The 16909-nt window shown below is 54.7% G+C and carries 12 protein-coding genes; 3 read left to right on the top strand and 9 right to left on the bottom strand.

The features are described 5' to 3' along the window. Nucleotides 1–359: 359 nt before the first annotated feature. The 3 genes from Poly41_RS11940 to Poly41_RS11950 form a co-directional block, all read right to left on the bottom strand. The gene (locus Poly41_RS11940; RefSeq protein WP_146526384.1) at nucleotides 360–644 is read right to left on the bottom strand and encodes a hypothetical protein; all 285 of its coding nucleotides are present in this window, start codon (nucleotides 642–644) and stop codon (nucleotides 360–362) included. A 332-nt stretch (nucleotides 645–976) separates the two neighbouring features. Further along, nucleotides 977–1369 carry an Hsp20/alpha crystallin family protein gene (locus Poly41_RS11945; protein ID WP_146526385.1) on the bottom strand — a complete coding sequence of 131 codons (393 nt, stop codon included), beginning with the start codon at nucleotides 1367–1369 and terminating at the stop codon, nucleotides 977–979. A gap of 61 nt (nucleotides 1370–1430) precedes the next feature. Further along, nucleotides 1431–1868: an Hsp20/alpha crystallin family protein gene (locus Poly41_RS11950; RefSeq protein WP_146526386.1), complete on the bottom strand. Its 438-nt coding sequence runs from the start codon at nucleotides 1866–1868 to the stop codon at nucleotides 1431–1433. A gap of 367 nt (nucleotides 1869–2235) precedes the next feature. Here Poly41_RS11950 and Poly41_RS11955 point away from each other — a divergent pair, with 367 nt between their 5' ends. Then, a complete protein-coding gene (locus Poly41_RS11955) occupies nucleotides 2236–3411 on the top strand; it encodes a lipocalin family protein (protein WP_146526387.1) in 1176 nt (391 codons plus the stop codon). 217 nt (nucleotides 3412–3628) lie between these two features. On the opposite strand, the gene Poly41_RS11960 is transcribed toward Poly41_RS11955, so the two are convergent. Then, nucleotides 3629–4375 carry an MIP/aquaporin family protein gene (locus Poly41_RS11960; RefSeq protein WP_146526388.1) on the bottom strand — a complete coding sequence of 249 codons (747 nt, stop codon included), beginning with the start codon at nucleotides 4373–4375 and terminating at the stop codon, nucleotides 3629–3631. Between the two features lie 339 nt (nucleotides 4376–4714). On the opposite strand from Poly41_RS11960, the gene Poly41_RS11965 reads away from it, so the two are divergent. Next, the gene (locus Poly41_RS11965; protein ID WP_146526389.1) at nucleotides 4715–7015 is read left to right on the top strand and encodes a GH92 family glycosyl hydrolase; all 2301 of its coding nucleotides are present in this window, start codon (nucleotides 4715–4717) and stop codon (nucleotides 7013–7015) included. A 405-nt stretch (nucleotides 7016–7420) separates the two neighbouring features. Here the strand turns inward: Poly41_RS11965 and Poly41_RS11970 are convergent, their stop codons facing one another. Genes Poly41_RS11970 through Poly41_RS11990 form a run of 5 tightly spaced genes read right to left on the bottom strand, consistent with a single transcriptional unit; the run spans nucleotide 7421 to nucleotide 15354 of the window. Continuing rightward, the gene (locus tag Poly41_RS11970) at nucleotides 7421–8119 is read right to left on the bottom strand and encodes an ABC transporter ATP-binding protein (protein WP_146526390.1); all 699 of its coding nucleotides are present in this window, start codon (nucleotides 8117–8119) and stop codon (nucleotides 7421–7423) included. Continuing rightward, nucleotides 8116–8976: an ABC transporter permease gene (locus Poly41_RS11975; RefSeq protein ID WP_197231241.1), complete on the bottom strand. Its 861-nt coding sequence runs from the start codon at nucleotides 8974–8976 to the stop codon at nucleotides 8116–8118. The genes Poly41_RS11970 and Poly41_RS11975 overlap by 4 nt, the downstream gene beginning before the upstream one ends. Further along, on the bottom strand, nucleotides 8973–10490 hold the full coding sequence (locus Poly41_RS11980) for a substrate-binding domain-containing protein (RefSeq protein WP_146526391.1): 1518 nt from the start codon (nucleotides 10488–10490) through the stop codon (nucleotides 8973–8975). The genes Poly41_RS11975 and Poly41_RS11980 overlap by 4 nt, the downstream gene beginning before the upstream one ends. Then, nucleotides 10487–11491, bottom strand: a complete 1005-nt coding sequence (locus Poly41_RS11985) for a hypothetical protein (RefSeq protein ID WP_146526392.1) — start codon at nucleotides 11489–11491, stop codon at nucleotides 10487–10489. The genes Poly41_RS11980 and Poly41_RS11985 overlap by 4 nt, the downstream gene beginning before the upstream one ends. A 5-nt stretch (nucleotides 11492–11496) precedes the next feature. Next, the gene (locus Poly41_RS11990; protein ID WP_197231242.1) at nucleotides 11497–15354 is read right to left on the bottom strand and encodes an outer membrane protein assembly factor BamB family protein; all 3858 of its coding nucleotides are present in this window, start codon (nucleotides 15352–15354) and stop codon (nucleotides 11497–11499) included. A gap of 295 nt (nucleotides 15355–15649) precedes the next feature. Here Poly41_RS11990 and Poly41_RS11995 point away from each other — a divergent pair, with 295 nt between their 5' ends. Then, on the top strand, nucleotides 15650–16891 hold the full coding sequence (locus tag Poly41_RS11995) for a Gfo/Idh/MocA family protein (RefSeq protein ID WP_197231243.1): 1242 nt from the start codon (nucleotides 15650–15652) through the stop codon (nucleotides 16889–16891). Nucleotides 16892–16909 lie beyond the last annotated feature (18 nt).

Below are 16909 nucleotides of genomic sequence, written 5' to 3' on the forward strand. Positions count from 1 at the left end.
ATTGAACCCGATTGAGGCAAAACGGTCCTGATGGTCTGCTGCGCGGGTGTCGCTTCTTGATGCGACTTGTTCGACGCTATCGAAATCTGCGACCGCGGGAATAATGATCGTTTTTGCCGAAAGTGCAGCTCCTTGTCCCTCAGGGTCGTGCCGTTTTCAAGTCGTAACTCATGCAGTGTTTTAGGTATCCAACCACCCCTGCCCGAAGAGGTCGTCCGGTTTTTAAGTTAGGCTCCTCGGACGAATTAGTGGGTGAAAACCACCGAGAATTTGGCACTCGGGATCGGTGATTTGGAGTGCCTTTGCAGATACTCAAACACTCGCTCGGGGCTCCTCAGAATGGGGCCCCGCCCCTACCGTCACGCCGTCGCTTCGACCCATTGCTTCGACCCATTGCAGGGTGCGGGCCGAATCGAATCAACATCGCACAGTGCAACCACCTCGCATCCCAGTCCTGCCAGCGAAGTCAAGTTGTGTCGACCACGGCCACCCACGCCGATGAATGCCAGTCGCAATCGCTCGCTTGCGGGCGGCTTGCCCTCTGCGGCGCTCATCACACGAGGAACAATCGTTGACGCAGCGGCGGCGCCAACCGAAGACTTGACAAAATCGCGACGAGATTTGGACGGGCGTTGAGTGCTCATGTCAATCAGAATGGTTTGAGTGGGGGGCGAGGGGACTCGGGCTGAGGAGGAACCACAGCAGGTAGGATGTTTGATTGCAGCGAGCATTTTAGCGGATCTTCAGCACAATCCCAAGCAGGAACCAGAAAAAAGGAGCCGCCGCTCGCTGACCAGCGATGCCAGCGTCGGGGCCGCGGGTGGGACGTACTCCTTCATCTCTCGGCACCGGATCGTAATCGCGGCAAACTCGCTGCGGTCTGCCAGCACGCGGAGCCGGCCTTCCCTGCTTATGCTCTCTGACAACGTCGCCTCGGCGGTATCACCGAGGCGACCTGTATCACTCCCAGGCAAGCTCAGTTTGCCTTGACCTCGATCTTTCGAGGCTTGAGCTTTTCCGTCTTTGGCAGATGCACGGTCAGCACACCGCCGTGGATTTCGGCGTAGATCTTCTCGCCGTCAATCGCTTCGCCAATTGCGAAGGTACGATGGAAATCCCCAATTCCATATTCACTATACAGGTATTCGCCACCGAATCGAGGCGTGACCTTGCCGTGAAGAGTAAGTTCACGATTCTCAAATCGAATATCAAGGTCATCGACCGCGACGCCTGGAAGATCGCCGAACAGCGTCAACTCCTCGTCGCCCTCCCAGATATCAAATCGAGGAATGAAGGTCGACTGATAGGTGGTTTCAGATTTACTGACATCGGCCGATTGCTTTTCGGCCGTGCTCATCGTCGTCGTCATGGGTTTGTTCTCCTTGTAAACTGTGAGTGATTGCCACCAGAAACCGACCGGCTTGATCCGATCAGTTTGCCTTCACTTCAATACGCCGTGGTTTTGACTCTGCGCTCTTGGGCATTGCTATCGACAGAATGCCGTGCTCAAACGTCGCGGAAACCTTGTCGCAATCGACGTTCCATGGCAGTTCAAACGTTCGCTGAAATTTGCCAAAACCGCGTTCTTGGCGATGCCAAACTCCACCTTGTCTTTCCAGTTGCTTTCGCTCACCTGAAACGGACAACTGATTGCCACCGGTGACGTAGATTTCCAAGTCATCCAGGTTAAAACCGGGAAGCTCCGCTTCGACGCACAGCACATCATCGTCTTCCCACATGTTCAACAGTGGAAAGGCTGCTACTGCGGCCGGGCGTGACGTCCCGTTTCCATAACGACCGAACAAACGGTCCACCTCGTTACGAAGTCGATTCATCTCTTGCATCGGATACCAATGTGTACTCAACATGTCGAAAGCCTCCTCTGATAAGCGGGATCGTGTCGAGTCAAACCTTCCGATCTGCCACAAGCGAAAGTGGCAGGGTCAATATCCAAAAAATTGGTGCTGCAACACGCGTGCCAATTCGACATCAAGAATCGCACTTCAAACAGGGATGAGGCTGGAAGGGCAACAGATCAATCGACTGACGAATCCTTCCCTACATCACGTCGAATACGGACCTGATGCACACGTTGATCATCGTGTATAGTGCGGCCAACGGTCGCCTGGTCAGCGCCCCGCGTCTTGAGGGGTTACCCCATGTTGCCAGATGACGATTTGAATAGGAATCAGGGTGCTTGTATCACGAGACTCAAACTCGCAGTGAGGTCGCCCCATGCAACAAGATCCACATGCGATGGCTCCGAGTCCGAAGGTGTCGGTTCAGCTTCCTCGTGATTTGTGCTACAAGGAGCATGTCCCTTCGGAGTGGTGGTACTATAACGGACACTTGTCAGATTCGGATCGGCGGCTGACCTTTCACGTCGCGTTTTTCCGACAGCGAACCGATTCCGTTCGCGTCGGGCGTTGGTTGCCCTTGCGGCTATTCGGCACGCATTATTGGTGTGCTCATTTTAGCTTGATGGATCTGCAAACAGGCGAATCATGGTTCACCCATCGCCGATCGCTTTGGTGGCATGGCCGCGCGGAGCGAGATCGGTTCAAAGTTCGCCTTGGTCGCTGGAGCATTGAAGGGGATTGTGCATCCCAACGATTGCGAATCGGTCCAACGAACATGCATTTGGACTTGCACCTTTCGATACGGAAGTCCGCGAGTCTGCATGGCGATCAGGGACGATTTCACAAACACCCCGAACAGGAGTGTTTCTACTTTTCGTTTTCTAAAATCGACGCGCACGGTTTCTTGAAACTGAATGACAAGGAACTTCCGGTGCAAGGCACTTGTTGGATGGATCGCGAATATGGATCCGTGACGATGGCGCAAACGCTACGCGGATGGGATTGGTTTTGTTTGCAATTGGACGACGGTCGAGAATTGTTGATCTATGTTTTGAGAAGCCGTCAACCATCAAACCTCCCCCCTTACTATGCGTCGCTGATTGATCAGGGCGGCAAGGCTCAGTTCATTCCAATCGGTGGATGCAACGTCATCGTCGAGAGTCAATGGACCAATCCTGCGACTCGAAATACTTATCCATCAAAATGGCGAATTGAACTTCCATCCCTTGCAATGGTTTTGCAGGTTCAACCTTTGTTGCAAGAACACGAAATCGACACTCGCGGATCCACGAACGTGCTCTTTTGGGAAGGCCCGGTCGCGGTCAGCGGAACCGAGGAGGGTCAATGCATTCAGGGCCGCGGCTTTGTTGAACTGGTTGGCTATGATTCGGAGCATCGCATTGGCACGTTTGACTTCGCTTGTCAAAACATGCCGTTGCTCGGACTTGCACAAAATCAACTCGCCAATCTTTGCACGGTTTGTCGAGGCATTCAGGCGGTTCCGCGCCGCGTATCGACTCGCTCTGCCAAACACCCTGAGGGTGGAACATAAAGTTGTTTTTCGGATGCAGTTGCCGAAACAGACGACCAAGATGTTTGCAACTTTCGCGACGACCGATCGTGAAGTGTTCGGCGCATCCGCCACGGAAGCGAATAGGAGGGACACAAAAACGGCGAGTGGAAAAAAGCGTTTGCAAAGCGTGGGTGTTTCTGCCGAAAGGAAAGGACGTTTGGGAGGATTGGGGTTTGCTGTACATCGCCACTATCAGCTAGGCAATCCACTTGTAGACGATCGCTGCCAAGGCTCCACCCACGATCGGGCCGACCACCGGGATCCAGGCATAACCCCAGTCGCTGTCGCGTTTTCCTGGAATCGGCAACAATGCGTGGATCAATCGCGGGCCCAAGTCGCGAGCCGGATTGATCGCGTAGCCGGTGGTGCCACCCAATGACAAGCCAATGCCAAAGACCAGCAAACCAACGGGCAAGAATCCAAGCGAACCGAGACCGAGTACCGGATCGGTATCGACGGGCGCGTCCCCCTGAATCAGGCTGGGTGTGATCATCAAAAAGATGGGGAAAATCAAAGCAAACGTTCCTAGGACTTCACAAAAGAAGGCTTGCGGCAAATTGCGAATGTTGGGTGCCGTGCAAAAACAGGCCAGCTTGCTGTCTTTGTCCTCGGTGACCTTAAAGTGCTCGCGGTAACAGAGGAACACAAGGGTTGCACCGGCGAACGCACCGAGCATCTGGCCAGCACAATAGGTTATGGCAGATCCGACGCCTAGCTTTCCAGCGATCACCATCGCCACCGTGACCGCGGGGTTCAAATGCGCACCACTAAAATCATTCGCGCAAAATGCACCGATAAAAACAGCAATGCCCCAACCCGCCGCGATCACCAACCACCCCGAATCGTTCCCCTTGGTTCGGGCCAAGACCACGTTAGCCACCACACCATTGCCGAAGAGAACCAACATCATGGTTCCGATGAATTCTGCAATAAATGGCGACATGATGGAGCCCCAAGGAGAGTGAGAGGGACGTCAATTCGGACGACAATTGACGTGGGAAGGTGACGTGAACGTCGAAATTGTAACAACTTTTTCTCGTTTGTGATCATGCTCGAAAGCGATCAGGTCAACGATTTTCCGTGACTTTGTACGGGTCCCTTGGAATCGCCTTCGACTCATACCACCGAACCATGGTCCAGAATGGTTTCGCGTGAAGGGATCGCGAAGGGAAGCGGTTCAGACAGTTGAAACTCACCTTGCAAGCCGTACCCATCATCCCCAAAAAACAAGTACAATGTGCTCGAACGATACAAAGACAGAACTATCGACGAGGAATGATCCATGAAAATCGGTGTTTTCGCCTGCCTACTACTCTCCAGTGTCATTGCTTGTGCAAACGAACCTGTTGACTGGGTCGATCCGCTAATCGACACGCATAATTCCCGCTGGTTCTATTTCAACTCGGCCTGCCGCCCCTTCGGACTGGTCAACCTAAGCCCTGATACGCAAACCAAGGGATCTTGGAAATCGGGTTACCTTTATGGCGACACGCAGATCCGCTGCTTTAGCCACATCCACGCTTGGCAACTCTCGGGCATACCTGTGCTGCCAATCGTAGGCGAAATGACGGGCCCGCTTGGAATGGATGCGTACCAATCGGATTTTTCTCATGACGAAGAAATCGTCCGTCCGGGCTACCACAAAGTGGTTTTGAAGAAGTACGGCGTGACCGCTGAGTTGACTTCCACAACGCGCACGGGATTCCATCGCTACACTTATCCAAGCACCGAAGACGCCCATATTCTTTTTGACGTTGGTGCGGAACTAGGGCATGGGCCGGTTGTCCGCTCCGAAGTCCGCAAGGTCAATGAAAATGAAATCGAAGGCATGAGCCTGATGAAGGGGACTTCGCGACGTAAGAAGGATTCGCCAGTCTTCTTCGTAGCACGTTTTCGTGACGCGATGAGTGGTTTCGGCGGCTGGAACAAGGACGAAGCCGATTTGCCGGCAGACGCGATTTCAGGGAGCGGCGCCGGAGCCTATGTTCGTTTCCGGACCGAGGCCAATCGACCGATCCTGATGAAGGTGGGGGTCAGCTACACGTCGATCGATGGGGCGCGTCAAAACCTCGAAGCAGAACTCAGCGACTGGGACTTTGACCGCATTGTTCAGGAATCTCGTGAGGATTGGAACACCCATCTATCCCGAATCAAAGTCGATGGAGGTACGGACGCGCAAAAGACAAAGTTCTACACCGACCTATGGCGTTCGCTGCTTGGTCGACGCGTCGTCAGCGACGCCAGCGGCATCTACTGTGACATGACGGGCCCCGAGCGCAAACTGCGGCAGATTCCTGTTGATGATGACGGAACGCCCGATTTCAACATGCACAATTCTGATGCGTGGTGGGGCTCGCACTGGAGTCTCAACATTCTCTGGCCACTAATCTGCCCCGAGCGGTACAGTGATTTCTGCAAAACTTCTGTCCAGATGTACAACGATGGTGGGCTGATCCCTCGCGGTCCATCCGGAGGCAACTACACGTTTGTCATGATCGGCGACTCTGCGGCACCGTTCATCACTTCCGCCTACGCAAAAGGCATCCGAGACTTTGACACGATGACGGCATTGGAAGGATTGGTAAAGAACACCGGAAAGAATGGCGGGCGATACTACGGTGGCTATGCCAAGGAACCCACGGAATCCGTCTTCGAGGAATACAACAGCAAAGGATATGTCTCTTGGGGAAACCCCCTTTCGGGCGGTCACGGAAAATCGGTAACCAGTTTGACGCTTTACAACGCCTACCACGACTGGTGCATCGCACAGATGGCCAAAGGACTCGGACGCGACGAGATCTACAACCAATTTATCGCTGGCGCACGCAACTATCGCCATGTCATCTGGCCCGAAAAACAGTCGGCTTGGGTCCGGATGGAAAATGGGGATTGGATGCCGGATTTCATGCCTCGTGAAGAAGTCTTTGAGCAAAAGGGATTCTGTGAGACGAGCGCAGCAATCACCACCTTCTACGTACCGCATGACCCCATGGGACTCGCGGAAATGCTCAGCGGTCATCAAGCAGCCGCCGAGAAACTCAACGCCCAATTTGAAATTGCACAGCAGCACGCGTTCCATCTCCCTGGCCGCTTGCATGGGAACGCGTTGGTCGATTATGCCAACCAAGATGGAACCGGAATGGCGCACTACTTTAATCGGATCGGTTTCCCATGGCTCAGCCAGAAATGGGTGCGTGCAGTCCAGCAAGCCGCCTTTGGTGGAACCAATCCCTTCAGCGGCTACAACGGCGATGAAGATCAGGGCCAGATGGGTGCCCTGAGCGCGCTGATGGCGATCGGTCTTTTCCAATTCGATGGTGGATCGGGACTCGAGCCCCGTTACGACATCACGACGCCCGTTTTCGATCGAGTGGTCATTTCGCTGAGCCCGGAATACTACGACGGAAAAGTCTTTACGATTGTCGCAAACAACCAGGCACCTGAAAACATCTATATCCAATCTGCGAAATGGAATGGGGAACCACTGCAGACCTGTTGGCTGCCACACAAGGAGCTCGTCAAAGGCGGGACACTTGAACTTGACCTCGGGCCAAATCCGAACAAGGCTTGGGGCCGACTTTGATTTTTTAGGTCACGAATGGACTGTCAAGTTTAAAACTGCGAGTTGGGACGTAGTGGACTTCGCCAGAAGTCCCCAAGACTATTTGAGTTACGGATTTCTGGCGAAATCCACTACCCTAAACTTTGGTGCTGACAGTCCACTTGAAGGAGGAGCCATCACCGCATGAGACGAGTTCCTATCGGGTTTTCCATCGTTGCACTTTGCTCATCGTTGGTGATGACACCAACGTATTCGCAAGGAACCTCACCTACAAACTCCCTCGCGCCACAATTGTTCGAGCTCACTGCGGGCGCCAGCGAGATCGACTCGCGCGCGAATCCACACCCGGAAATTGGGTTTGTATTCGCTGATGCGAAAGGGAACCCCGTGGATCTGGAACACGCCATCGTCGACACCCGTGTTCCGTCACAAGGGCAACTCGTGATTTGGTTGATGGGCCACAACCAGGGATTGTTCGACCGCATCGCCAGCTATGGAAATATGACCGTCTCGTATTACCAACTGAAGATCGGCAACCGCTTCGGCCTCGGATTGGCTATGAGTGACGTGGAGGGTGGTCACGTGCTGCTCGGACTTGATCTCACGAAGCAACTTTTGCATCTGAATCCGAGTGGATTCGTCGAGAGCACTCAAGGGTTCGTCGAGTAGCAGCACCGAGGGGCGAAAAGACAACGCTCTTCCAAGTGCAACACGTTGTCGTTCTCCGCCGCTGAGTCCCTCGATACTTCGATTGAGCAAGGCTTCAACCTTCAGCATCCCGGCCAACTCGACCGTCCGCTTTTCGATCGCGGGTCTTGGCTGTTTCCGCAACCGCAAGGCAAACTCGAAATGCTCGCGAACGGTGAAGGTTGGAAACAGCGCCAAGTCTTGTGGCACGTAACCGATTTGTCGGTCGCCCGCAGACCAATCGGTCACGTCCGTGCCATCAATACGGATCGATCCCGATGCAATGGCCCGCAACCCACAAATCGCTTCAAGCAGGGTCGTCTTGCCTCGACCAGTGCGTCCCATCAGCACCGCGTAGTTTCCGGACGGAACACAAAGCGAGACCTTCTGCAACTCAAAACGGCCAGCGCGGATCGTTACATCTTCGAGTTCGATCACGCTGCGACTCCGGCTCCGAGTAGACGCAAGATCAGCAGCACCGCCATGGCCATCACCACCATCAACAGCGATACCGCCACCGCGGCATCGAGTTGCCCAATACTGAGCTCCAAGAACACGGTCGTCGATAAAACCTCTGTCTTCATACGGGTCGCACCGGCAAACACCAAGATCGGTCCAAACTCGCCGAGAGCGCGTGCCCAGGCAATCGTCATCGCCGCGATCATCCCCCGCCACGCTTGCGGAAGCGCAATGTGCAGAAACGCCTGCGCTCGGCTGCACCCAAGCGTGCGTGCAACCTCCTCACAACGCGGACTCATCTGGTCAAACGTGACCCGCATGGTGCGAACCGCAAAGGCACACGCGACAGAGAACTGAGCAAGGACGACTGCCGGCCAACGGAAAGTCACCGGGAACCCTAGTCGATCCCTTAAGAAGGACTCTAACTGCCATTGGCCGATGGAGAGGTGAAACAGAATCAATAAGCTGAGTCCCAACACGAGCGGGGGTAACACGATTGGAATGTCCACCAACGTATCGATCAATATGCGTCCTGGGAACTTAAACCTTGACAGCAAATAGCCAAGCGGTGTCGCAACCCATACCGACAACAAGGCGGCGACGGTACACGACAGCAGCGTCAAACGCATGGCAGCCAAAATCTCAGGTTTCCGCAAAGCAGCAGAGAAATCCGACCACGATGTAAACAGGACATCCGCAAGCAGCAACAACAAGATCAGCAGCAAAAAGCAGCTAGAAATCCCACCCATCACTAGGAAAAAGGGGGCATCGGATCGACGAGTCCGCTGGCTCGCTATCCCCTTCGATCCTTCTCGGTGCGGATCCGTTCTCGTCATTCGGCGACGCTCTTCGACGGATCGATCTTCCACTGAAACCCCTCCGCTGCGAAGATTTCTTTCGAGTCGGCCGAGCTAAGCTTCGTGAACAGACGCTCCGCGGTGCTTGGATATCGAGATTCCTTTGATACCGCCCACGGTTGAGTTGCGATACTGCACTTCAGCCCGTCGATGCGGATGGCATCCAGCACATCGGCTGACCCGGCCGCATTGCTCAGGTACACGACGGCGGCGTCAAGAGACTTCGTTCGCAACTGATTCACCAACATATCCCCGGTGGGCGACTGAACCGTCACATTAGGCAACACCGATTGCTCAACGCCCGCTTCACGAAAAGTATTCTGTGTCAGCCAGCCCATTGCACACTGTTTCTCGTGCCCCACCCCCACGCGAATACCGTCCCGGGCAAGATCGCTCAACCGAGCGATCCCAAGTGGGTTTCCTTTCTGCACCAAAATAACCAGTTCATTCTGCGACACTTCCACCGGCTGTGGAAACAAATCATGAACTTGATTCATGAACTCGTTATCACAAGCAAAGTAGGCATCGGGATGCTGACCGCCCTTCATTTGCGCGACCAAAATACCACAGCCGTTGTAGACACGATCCACGGATACTCCTTCACGCTCCTCGAACGCGGTGATCGTCTCTTCGATGGCAGGCCTTAGCATCGATCCAGCAAACAGAGAAAGACTCGGGTGGTCCGCCCAAACATCACCGGCCGAAGTGTGGAAACCATGCTCCGCGTAACGGAGTAACCCGCGATCACGGGCCGACAGATATCGAGCAAAATGGAGTGCTGCCTGAGGTTGTTGCGTCGATGCGATCACGCCAATGGAAACCTGCGAAACGCCAGCCGACAGCTCGGGCAATTCGAGAAACTCAAGCCCAGGATAGGTATGTAGAACGGCATCATAGACGATCCCTGCGTCCGCGGCTCCGACAGAGATATCATTAGCGACTTCGTTGACCGTCCCACGATAGGCAAGGGTCGCGCGGTCAAGTTCTTCCCAACGGTTCAAGTTCGTTAAGATTGCCTTGGTCACTTTGCCGATTGCGGTGCCTTCGGGGCTAGCCTGGACCAATCGAACGTTCGAGGACTGGAGGTCCGCAAATGTCGCGATCGATTTGGGGTTGCCCTTGGAAACGGCGACGACCGCTTGCATGCTTGCAATTGGAAGTATCTCTGCGACAAGCTGCTTGCTTCGCCCAATTTCCAAGAAACTGTCATCCGCGGGCAGATACAGATCGCCATCTCGAGTGACTTCGATTGACGACAACAACGTCTGGGACGGGCCATATTGAATCTGTACCGAGCGTTGAAATTCATCCTCATACGCTTGGCGCACTTGTTCCATCACGGCCCGATTGCTGGCTGCGCAATAGACCATCAAAGGCTTGTCGTGCGAAGTCGACGTCGTGGAACGATTCCCATCGCCCCGAATCAGCATTGCCAACAGCGAGATGAGCAACAGAGCAGAGCCCAACATCACGGCGATCGTACGGTTCATCATGGCTTTCTTCCTGGTGGGATTTGCAAGAGAACCGGTGAAAGGTTTTGACCTTCGAGGTCACTGCGATCGTCGGGCAGTTTCCCATCTTCGCCAAACAGGTCCCGATCCCAATCGGCGGTGATCAGAAGATCAAACCCCGGATTGCGTTCTTTGACCTGACACGAGCAAGCGCCACTCAAAAACAGGGTGAGATCTTCGACCAAGCGGAGGTTAAACTCACTCACAGGAATGACTTCCAACGCACGGCCACGGCCATAAACGGGAACCAACAACGGCTCTCCTTGTTCAAATGCATCTTTGCGAACCCCGCTCAACATCGAAACCAGAAACCGTTCATCGTTGTCGCGGGGGTCGATTTCTAGCAAACTGTATTTCTGTACCAAGGGGACGTCGGAAAACAGCTCCGATCCCGGTAAGCCAATGCCCTCCGGGAGCTTGATTTTCCGAGCCAACGTCTCGAAGTTTGTTTCTGCAAGTTCGCGTACGGCGACCGTGTCGGGATGATTTGGAGCTCCCATTAGAATCCAGACGATCGAATGTCCTGCAACCAGACGTTCGTGGAGCTCTCGCCGCGCAGGAGAATCAAACAGATCGATTTCTTTCGCCTCCGAAAGTGTCCCGCGAAAGTGTACCCGTGAGCGACTTCCCTCAGGCTTCGACCGCACAACGAGATACGGAAGCGTCGCATTCGTTCGCCGCTGGAAATCCGCCCAAAATGCCAATCGCTCGGCTTGCTGAGGGTGATGCCCGTCGTCCAACGAACTCACATCGACACGGATGATTTGTGCATTCGCTCGCGGCGTTGCCGATGAGGCTTGCTCGAGCCGCGAGCCGTAGGTCTGCTCCGCCCCGCGGAGCTGACCGTCAAAATAGAGGATCACTTCCAGATCGTCGGGTCGCCAACGTTCCAATGCATACCGGAACACCGGAATGTTGCAGGCATTGACGACACCGGATGCCGAAAAAACAACCCAAATAAACAAGACACCTATCGACCGCATTGATTCTATTCCCCGAAGCAGATCACAGAGCCATCGAGCGTCGATAAGTACAATTGCCCGTTCGCACCGGCAAGTCCGTCCCAAGTCGGAAGGCTATCGATCTTGACTTCCTGCTTCAGTTCACCGGTATCGATATTGACGGCAAGCAACGAAGCGCCCTCGCTGCCTTCCAACGCGGCATCTTGTTGATCAAGCAGTTTCTTCGTTTCTGCGTCATGCTCGGTCAAACCTTGGAAGGTTGCTTCTTCGTCGATCATATCGGGCGGCCCCACGATAAACAAATTGTTGCCGGCCAGCACCATGCCGCGGACGTAAATCGGCACATCCTGAGTCCACTTCGGATCGACCAGACTTGGACTGCTTGATTGACCGGCCGCATTGCCAGCGTTCTTCGGGGCAACGAGCATGATTGCTTTGCCAAATTGCCCGTCGACCAACTTGCCTGCTTCCAACGTGCCGTTGTTCCGGTGGATGGAGTAGTCGCGTGCCGTTCCGTCGTCAAAACTTATCGCCAACACTGCGTCGGGTGAGATCTCGTTTCCTTCGTTGAAACGGCGAGTGATCTGCTCCTCGCTCGCCTCATCAAAGTAGAGGCGAACCTCATCGATGACTCCCGTGAACGGCGACACGCCCTTGTAATCACCCACGGAGGAACCACTGTCTTGGCCGATGTCGAGTCCTTGTTTCGGATCGGTCTGGATCAGCTCATTGGCCCGCCCTTCGCCCGCAAGGCGTCCGTCGACATACAGCTTCATCGACTTGTCCTTGCCCAGCACGCCGACAAGATGGTGCCAACCCCCGACGACGCGGGACTTGCCTTTCACGCTGTTCAAGACGTTCTCGCTGCGGAGATGGAAGACAGGTTGCCCCCCTTCGATCGTCAGTGCAAATCCAGCCGCTGGTCCACCGCGAGCAATCAGGACCCCATTGGGTTTGGTCGTCGTCATCCAAGCTTCCACCGTAATCGGCTTGTTGGCGGGATTCAGACTTTGCGTGATCGGAAAGGATGCCGACGGGATCACCGGACCACTGGCCTGCTTCTTCGGTTGGTCAGGGATCTCCGGTGGATCGGGTTCCGCGGCGAACAATTGATGTTCTAAGGTTGTTGTCCAACGCAAATATTGAGGTTTTCGTCCATAGCCATAAACATAGCCGTTCCCATTGACCAAGATCCGACCGGACGGAGCAAAACGCCCGGCTTGATAGTAACCGCCATGTCCGCCGGCAAAACTCTGCCCCAGCACCCAGTAAGAGCGATGGAACCAAGTATCATCGAGGAATCCCATTGGCGCAAAAATGTGAGCGTCGACCCCACGTTGTTTGGAGGCTTGCTTGGCGAAGTCGCCGGAATTCGGGCCAATTTCCAAACGGTTGCCCTCGAGGTCGAACTTTTGCGACTTCATGAAAATGTGATTGCCGTCGCACGACAAAATATCGGGCAATCCAACTGGCATTTGAAGAATCTGCAGCTTCTCTTGGATGTTGTTGCCCGTATCGGGATTGGTTTCATCCATCAGCGTCTCGGACAACTTTTTCCCCGTAGCGAGATCCAAGCGAAGCATTCGCAAACCGCCATCCAAGAAGATCGAGCGACCCGCTACGCAGTAAACGGTTCCCTTGTGAATCAACACGCTACCATGAACGGGCCACAGTGATTCAAGTTGTTCGTACGCCATGGTACGTCGGTCGAGCGGTGCGGCCCGGTATCGCCAAACCAACTCACCGCCGGTGGATAAACAGTAAACCCATCCATCAGCGGCACCGAAAACAACTCGGCCCCGGCTGACCGTTGGCGGTGAATCGATGCGGCCCCCTGCGGTGAAGGTCCAACGTGACTCGCCATTGGTTTCATCCAAGGCATGAAGGGTATGAGCATCGGTTTGCGCAACGTAAACCTTGCCATTGGCAATCACGGGAGAAGTCAATCGGCCCCCAAGCTTGCACTCCCACTTCGCTTTCAGCTCCTCCGCAATCGGCCCACCGGTCGTTCCACTACGCCCTGCATCATGGCGATACTCAGGCCAATCCTCGCGGCGATCCTGATTGGGGTCAGCCAACCCTAAGCCAAAGGCTGGTCCTTTTTCGAACCTCCCCCGTTCGCTCACCTTACCGGGAACTGGCCTCGAAGGGGCGAGCGGTGCGAGTGCATTGAATCCGTAGAGTTTGGCTTCGGGATAGCAAGCACAATTATGCGGTGGTGCGTAGGTCAAACCATTACAGGGCATCACCCCATACAAACAACCACCTCGAACCCAATGGTGAATATCCCAGTGTTCGGTATCGGGATCCACGAATTCGATTCCTGTTCGCGAAGGCATTAAGAAATTGTCGGTCGCCTTGGCAATGTAGCACCGGTGGTGGAACCAATAAGTATCCACGTCCGGTGCGAATTCCTTCACCACCTCACCGGTCCGCGGATCCCGCCCCGTGTAGACTCCCGTGTCTTTTCCGCTGGTCAGCGGGGCGAGCCAAACCAATCCATCCACCACCATCAAGTCCTGAGGCGATTGATAGCCACTGTTGGGAAAGTCCGCATCCCATAACCTTTTACCGGTTTTGGAATCAAGGCTCAGCATCTTGCCATTGCCACCGGAATAGAGCACAACATCCTCGTAAACCACCAAGCGTGGACCAAAGTTGAACGTAAAGGACTCTCGTCGCGATACAGGCTGGCTCTGCCAACCCAGTTCACCCGTCTTTTGATCGACCGAAACAAGCGATTCCCCATCATGGAAGAAGACTCGCGAGCTATCCGCCGAGAGGGACAGGGGTGAAATCCTTGTCTGTTTCGCCCACAATTGCCGCCCCGACTCGGCATCGAACGCCATCAGCACGCGAGGTTCCTCGTCCCAAAAGAAGTCACGCGAACGTGCCTGATCACCGACGGTTCCATGCAGCGGCGCATAATCTGCTAACTCTGCCTTTCCTTTTCGGACGACCAGAAACAGCATCCCATTGGTATTGATGATCTCTTCGGTGGCATCCGTACCCGCGTAGGTTCGGATCGTCTTGCCCGACTTCGCATCGAGCGCGGTCAGCGGCTCATTGAAGCCCAAGGTGACGTAGACCGTGTCGCCGTTCGAAACCAAGCGACGGGACAATTGCGTGGGGCCACTTTTAAGAGGCCACAAATGAGCTTGCCAGTTCTCGATGTCACGCTTCCACAGAACACTGCCATTGAAGGCATCGCGAGCAATCAACTTCCACTTAGGCGGAAGTTGAATCGAAATCCGGCTGCCTTCATCCATGATGTAGAACATCCGTCCGCCAGTCGACACCAATGCACTCATGCTGGCCATCCGGTCATGATGGCGAGACCAGCGAGGGCTTCCCACCCACTGCAAATGACGCGGTGGTGCGACGACGTCGTCGTGGGCAACCGAGTTGCCCGATGCGTCATGCAGGTAGTGCGACCACTCGTCGATGCTGTCTGGCCGCGGTTTGACAAGTCTCGTCCAACGATCATCGTTCTTGATCATGGCGACGCCATTGGGAGTCAGCACACGAGTGACTTCCTCGATGGAAACATCGCCCAAGTCCTCGCTAACAAACAAGTTGACCAAGTTATCCACGTAGGGCAATTCCGTGGCATCGAAATGGTCGAACGCGATGTTCCCGTATTGGCCCGCTGCGAAGACGCTTGCTCTTGTCGAGGCCAACTGGCTAGCGTCGCGAACTAGTCCGTGAATTTGGACGGTTTCCCCTGCCCCGAGAGCAGAGGTCAGTTTCCCATCGCCCGCACCAAGATGGACAAAAAAACCAGCTGTCACTTCTGATTCTTCGACGATTCGGGCCGCCTCCTCGATCGGGTTGGCCGCAGCAAGCGGGCAACACAACAGCAATCCGGCTGCGAGGACACCCATGATTCGGCGGGAAACAAAATCAGACCTGACAAAATTGAACATCAAGGTACCCCGGTTTGCGATGGCGTGATGCGGTGGAAACTTTCCATTCCACCAACGGCGTTTACGGCGTCAGTATAGTGGTTCGCAAGCGTTGGGTGTATCGGACGTTCCCACCTGGAGTACGCCAGGTCAAGTAACAGGAAATTGCAGGCGAAGTGTTCTTCCGCAGGATGGGATCGGCTATCATCATACCGACGAAGTACCCGCCATACTGTTCCTTCCCCCCCATGATTCGCATCAAGGAATCCTTCCCGTGAACCCTTCTCACCCGCAACAGCGTTCTCAACTTAAGGTCCTCAACCGCCGTGTTTTTGGCAGTGGAGTCGCGGCTGCATCCATCGGATTGATCGCAGCTCCGGCGCTCGCACAAACATCGAACGCGCCAAAGCTTCGATTGGGCGTGATTGGTTGTGGAGGTCGAGGGACATGGATCGCAAAGTTGTTTGCGGCTCACGGCGGCTATGAAGTCGTTGCCGCTGCTGACTATTTCGAGGATCGTGTGAATTCGTTTGGCGATGCGTTGAAGGTATCCGCGAGCCGAAGGCATACGGGGCTTTCCGGATACAAGAAGATGCTCGACGATCCCCATCTCGACGCGGTCGCGATTGAGAGCCCACCTTACTTCCACCCGCAACAAGCCGAAGACGCTGTTGAGGCAGGAAAGCATGTCTATCTAGCGAAGCCAATCGCCGTGGATGTACCGGGCTGCAAGTCGGTGGAGCAGAGCGGGAAGAAGGCAACCGCGAAGGGGCTATGCTTTCTGGTTGATTTTCAAACTCGTGCCAACACGTATTTTCAGGAAGCGATCAAGCAGGTGCACGAGGGAGCTGTTGGCAAGTTTGCGTTTGGTGAATCGACCTACCATGCCGGAATTCCATGGAAAGGTCAAATCGTTGCGGCAGCCTCTGGGACTCCGGAAGACCAGCTTCGCGCGTGGGGTTTGAATCGCATTTTGTCAGGCGACATCATTACCGAACAGAACATCCACACGCTGGACGTGGCCAGTTGGATTATGAATGCTGCGCCGGAAAGCGCTTTTGGAACGGGCGGGCAAAAAGTGCGCGACTTTGGGTCGTGCTGGGACACCTTCAGCGTGATCTTCAATTATGCCGACAACATTGGCATCACATTCAGTTCGCGACAATTCGATGGACATGGAAGCGAACCGGAAGGCATCCGCAATCGGATGTTCGGATCGGAGGGGGTGCTAGAAACCGCCTACGGTGGCCAGGTCCAAATTCGCGGCGAGCACGCCTATGAAGGTGGCAGTTCGCCTGGCATCTTCAAAGAAGGCGCCGTCACCAATATCGCTACGTTCTATGACCAAATCCAAAACAAGGATTGCAGCAACTCGACGGTACCGGAAAGCGTGCGCAGTAATCTAACCACCATTCTTGGGAGGACGGCCGCTTATCAGGGACGTGTGGTCACTTGGAAGGAAATCATGCAGAACGCAGAACCTTGGCTCATAAACTTAACGGGGCTCAAAACCTAAGGCGTCATCGTGTTGGAT

This window comes from Novipirellula artificiosorum (genome assembly GCF_007860135.1).
Classification (GTDB): Bacteria; Planctomycetota; Planctomycetia; order Pirellulales; family Pirellulaceae; genus Novipirellula_A; species Novipirellula_A artificiosorum.

Excerpts from the sequence above, each read along its gene's own strand:
- Poly41_RS11940 (WP_146526384.1), bottom strand. The coding sequence starts at position 644 with ATGAGCACTCAACGCCCGTCCAAATCTCGTCGCGATTTTGTCAAGTCT.
- Poly41_RS11945 (WP_146526385.1), bottom strand. The coding sequence starts at position 1,369 with ATGACGACGACGATGAGCACGGCCGAAAAGCAATCGGCCGATGTCAGT.
- Poly41_RS11950 (WP_146526386.1), bottom strand. The coding sequence starts at position 1,868 with ATGTTGAGTACACATTGGTATCCGATGCAAGAGATGAATCGACTTCGT.
- Poly41_RS11955 (WP_146526387.1), top strand. The coding sequence starts at position 2,236 with ATGCAACAAGATCCACATGCGATGGCTCCGAGTCCGAAGGTGTCGGTT.
- Poly41_RS11960 (WP_146526388.1), bottom strand. The coding sequence starts at position 4,375 with ATGTCGCCATTTATTGCAGAATTCATCGGAACCATGATGTTGGTTCTC.
- Poly41_RS11965 (WP_146526389.1), top strand. The coding sequence starts at position 4,715 with ATGAAAATCGGTGTTTTCGCCTGCCTACTACTCTCCAGTGTCATTGCT.
- Poly41_RS11975 (WP_197231241.1), bottom strand. The coding sequence starts at position 8,976 with ATGACGAGAACGGATCCGCACCGAGAAGGATCGAAGGGGATAGCGAGC.
- Poly41_RS11980 (WP_146526391.1), bottom strand. The coding sequence starts at position 10,490 with ATGATGAACCGTACGATCGCCGTGATGTTGGGCTCTGCTCTGTTGCTC.
- Poly41_RS11985 (WP_146526392.1), bottom strand. The coding sequence starts at position 11,491 with ATGCGGTCGATAGGTGTCTTGTTTATTTGGGTTGTTTTTTCGGCATCC.
- Poly41_RS11990 (WP_197231242.1), bottom strand. The coding sequence starts at position 15,354 with ATGGGTGTCCTCGCAGCCGGATTGCTGTTGTGTTGCCCGCTTGCTGCG.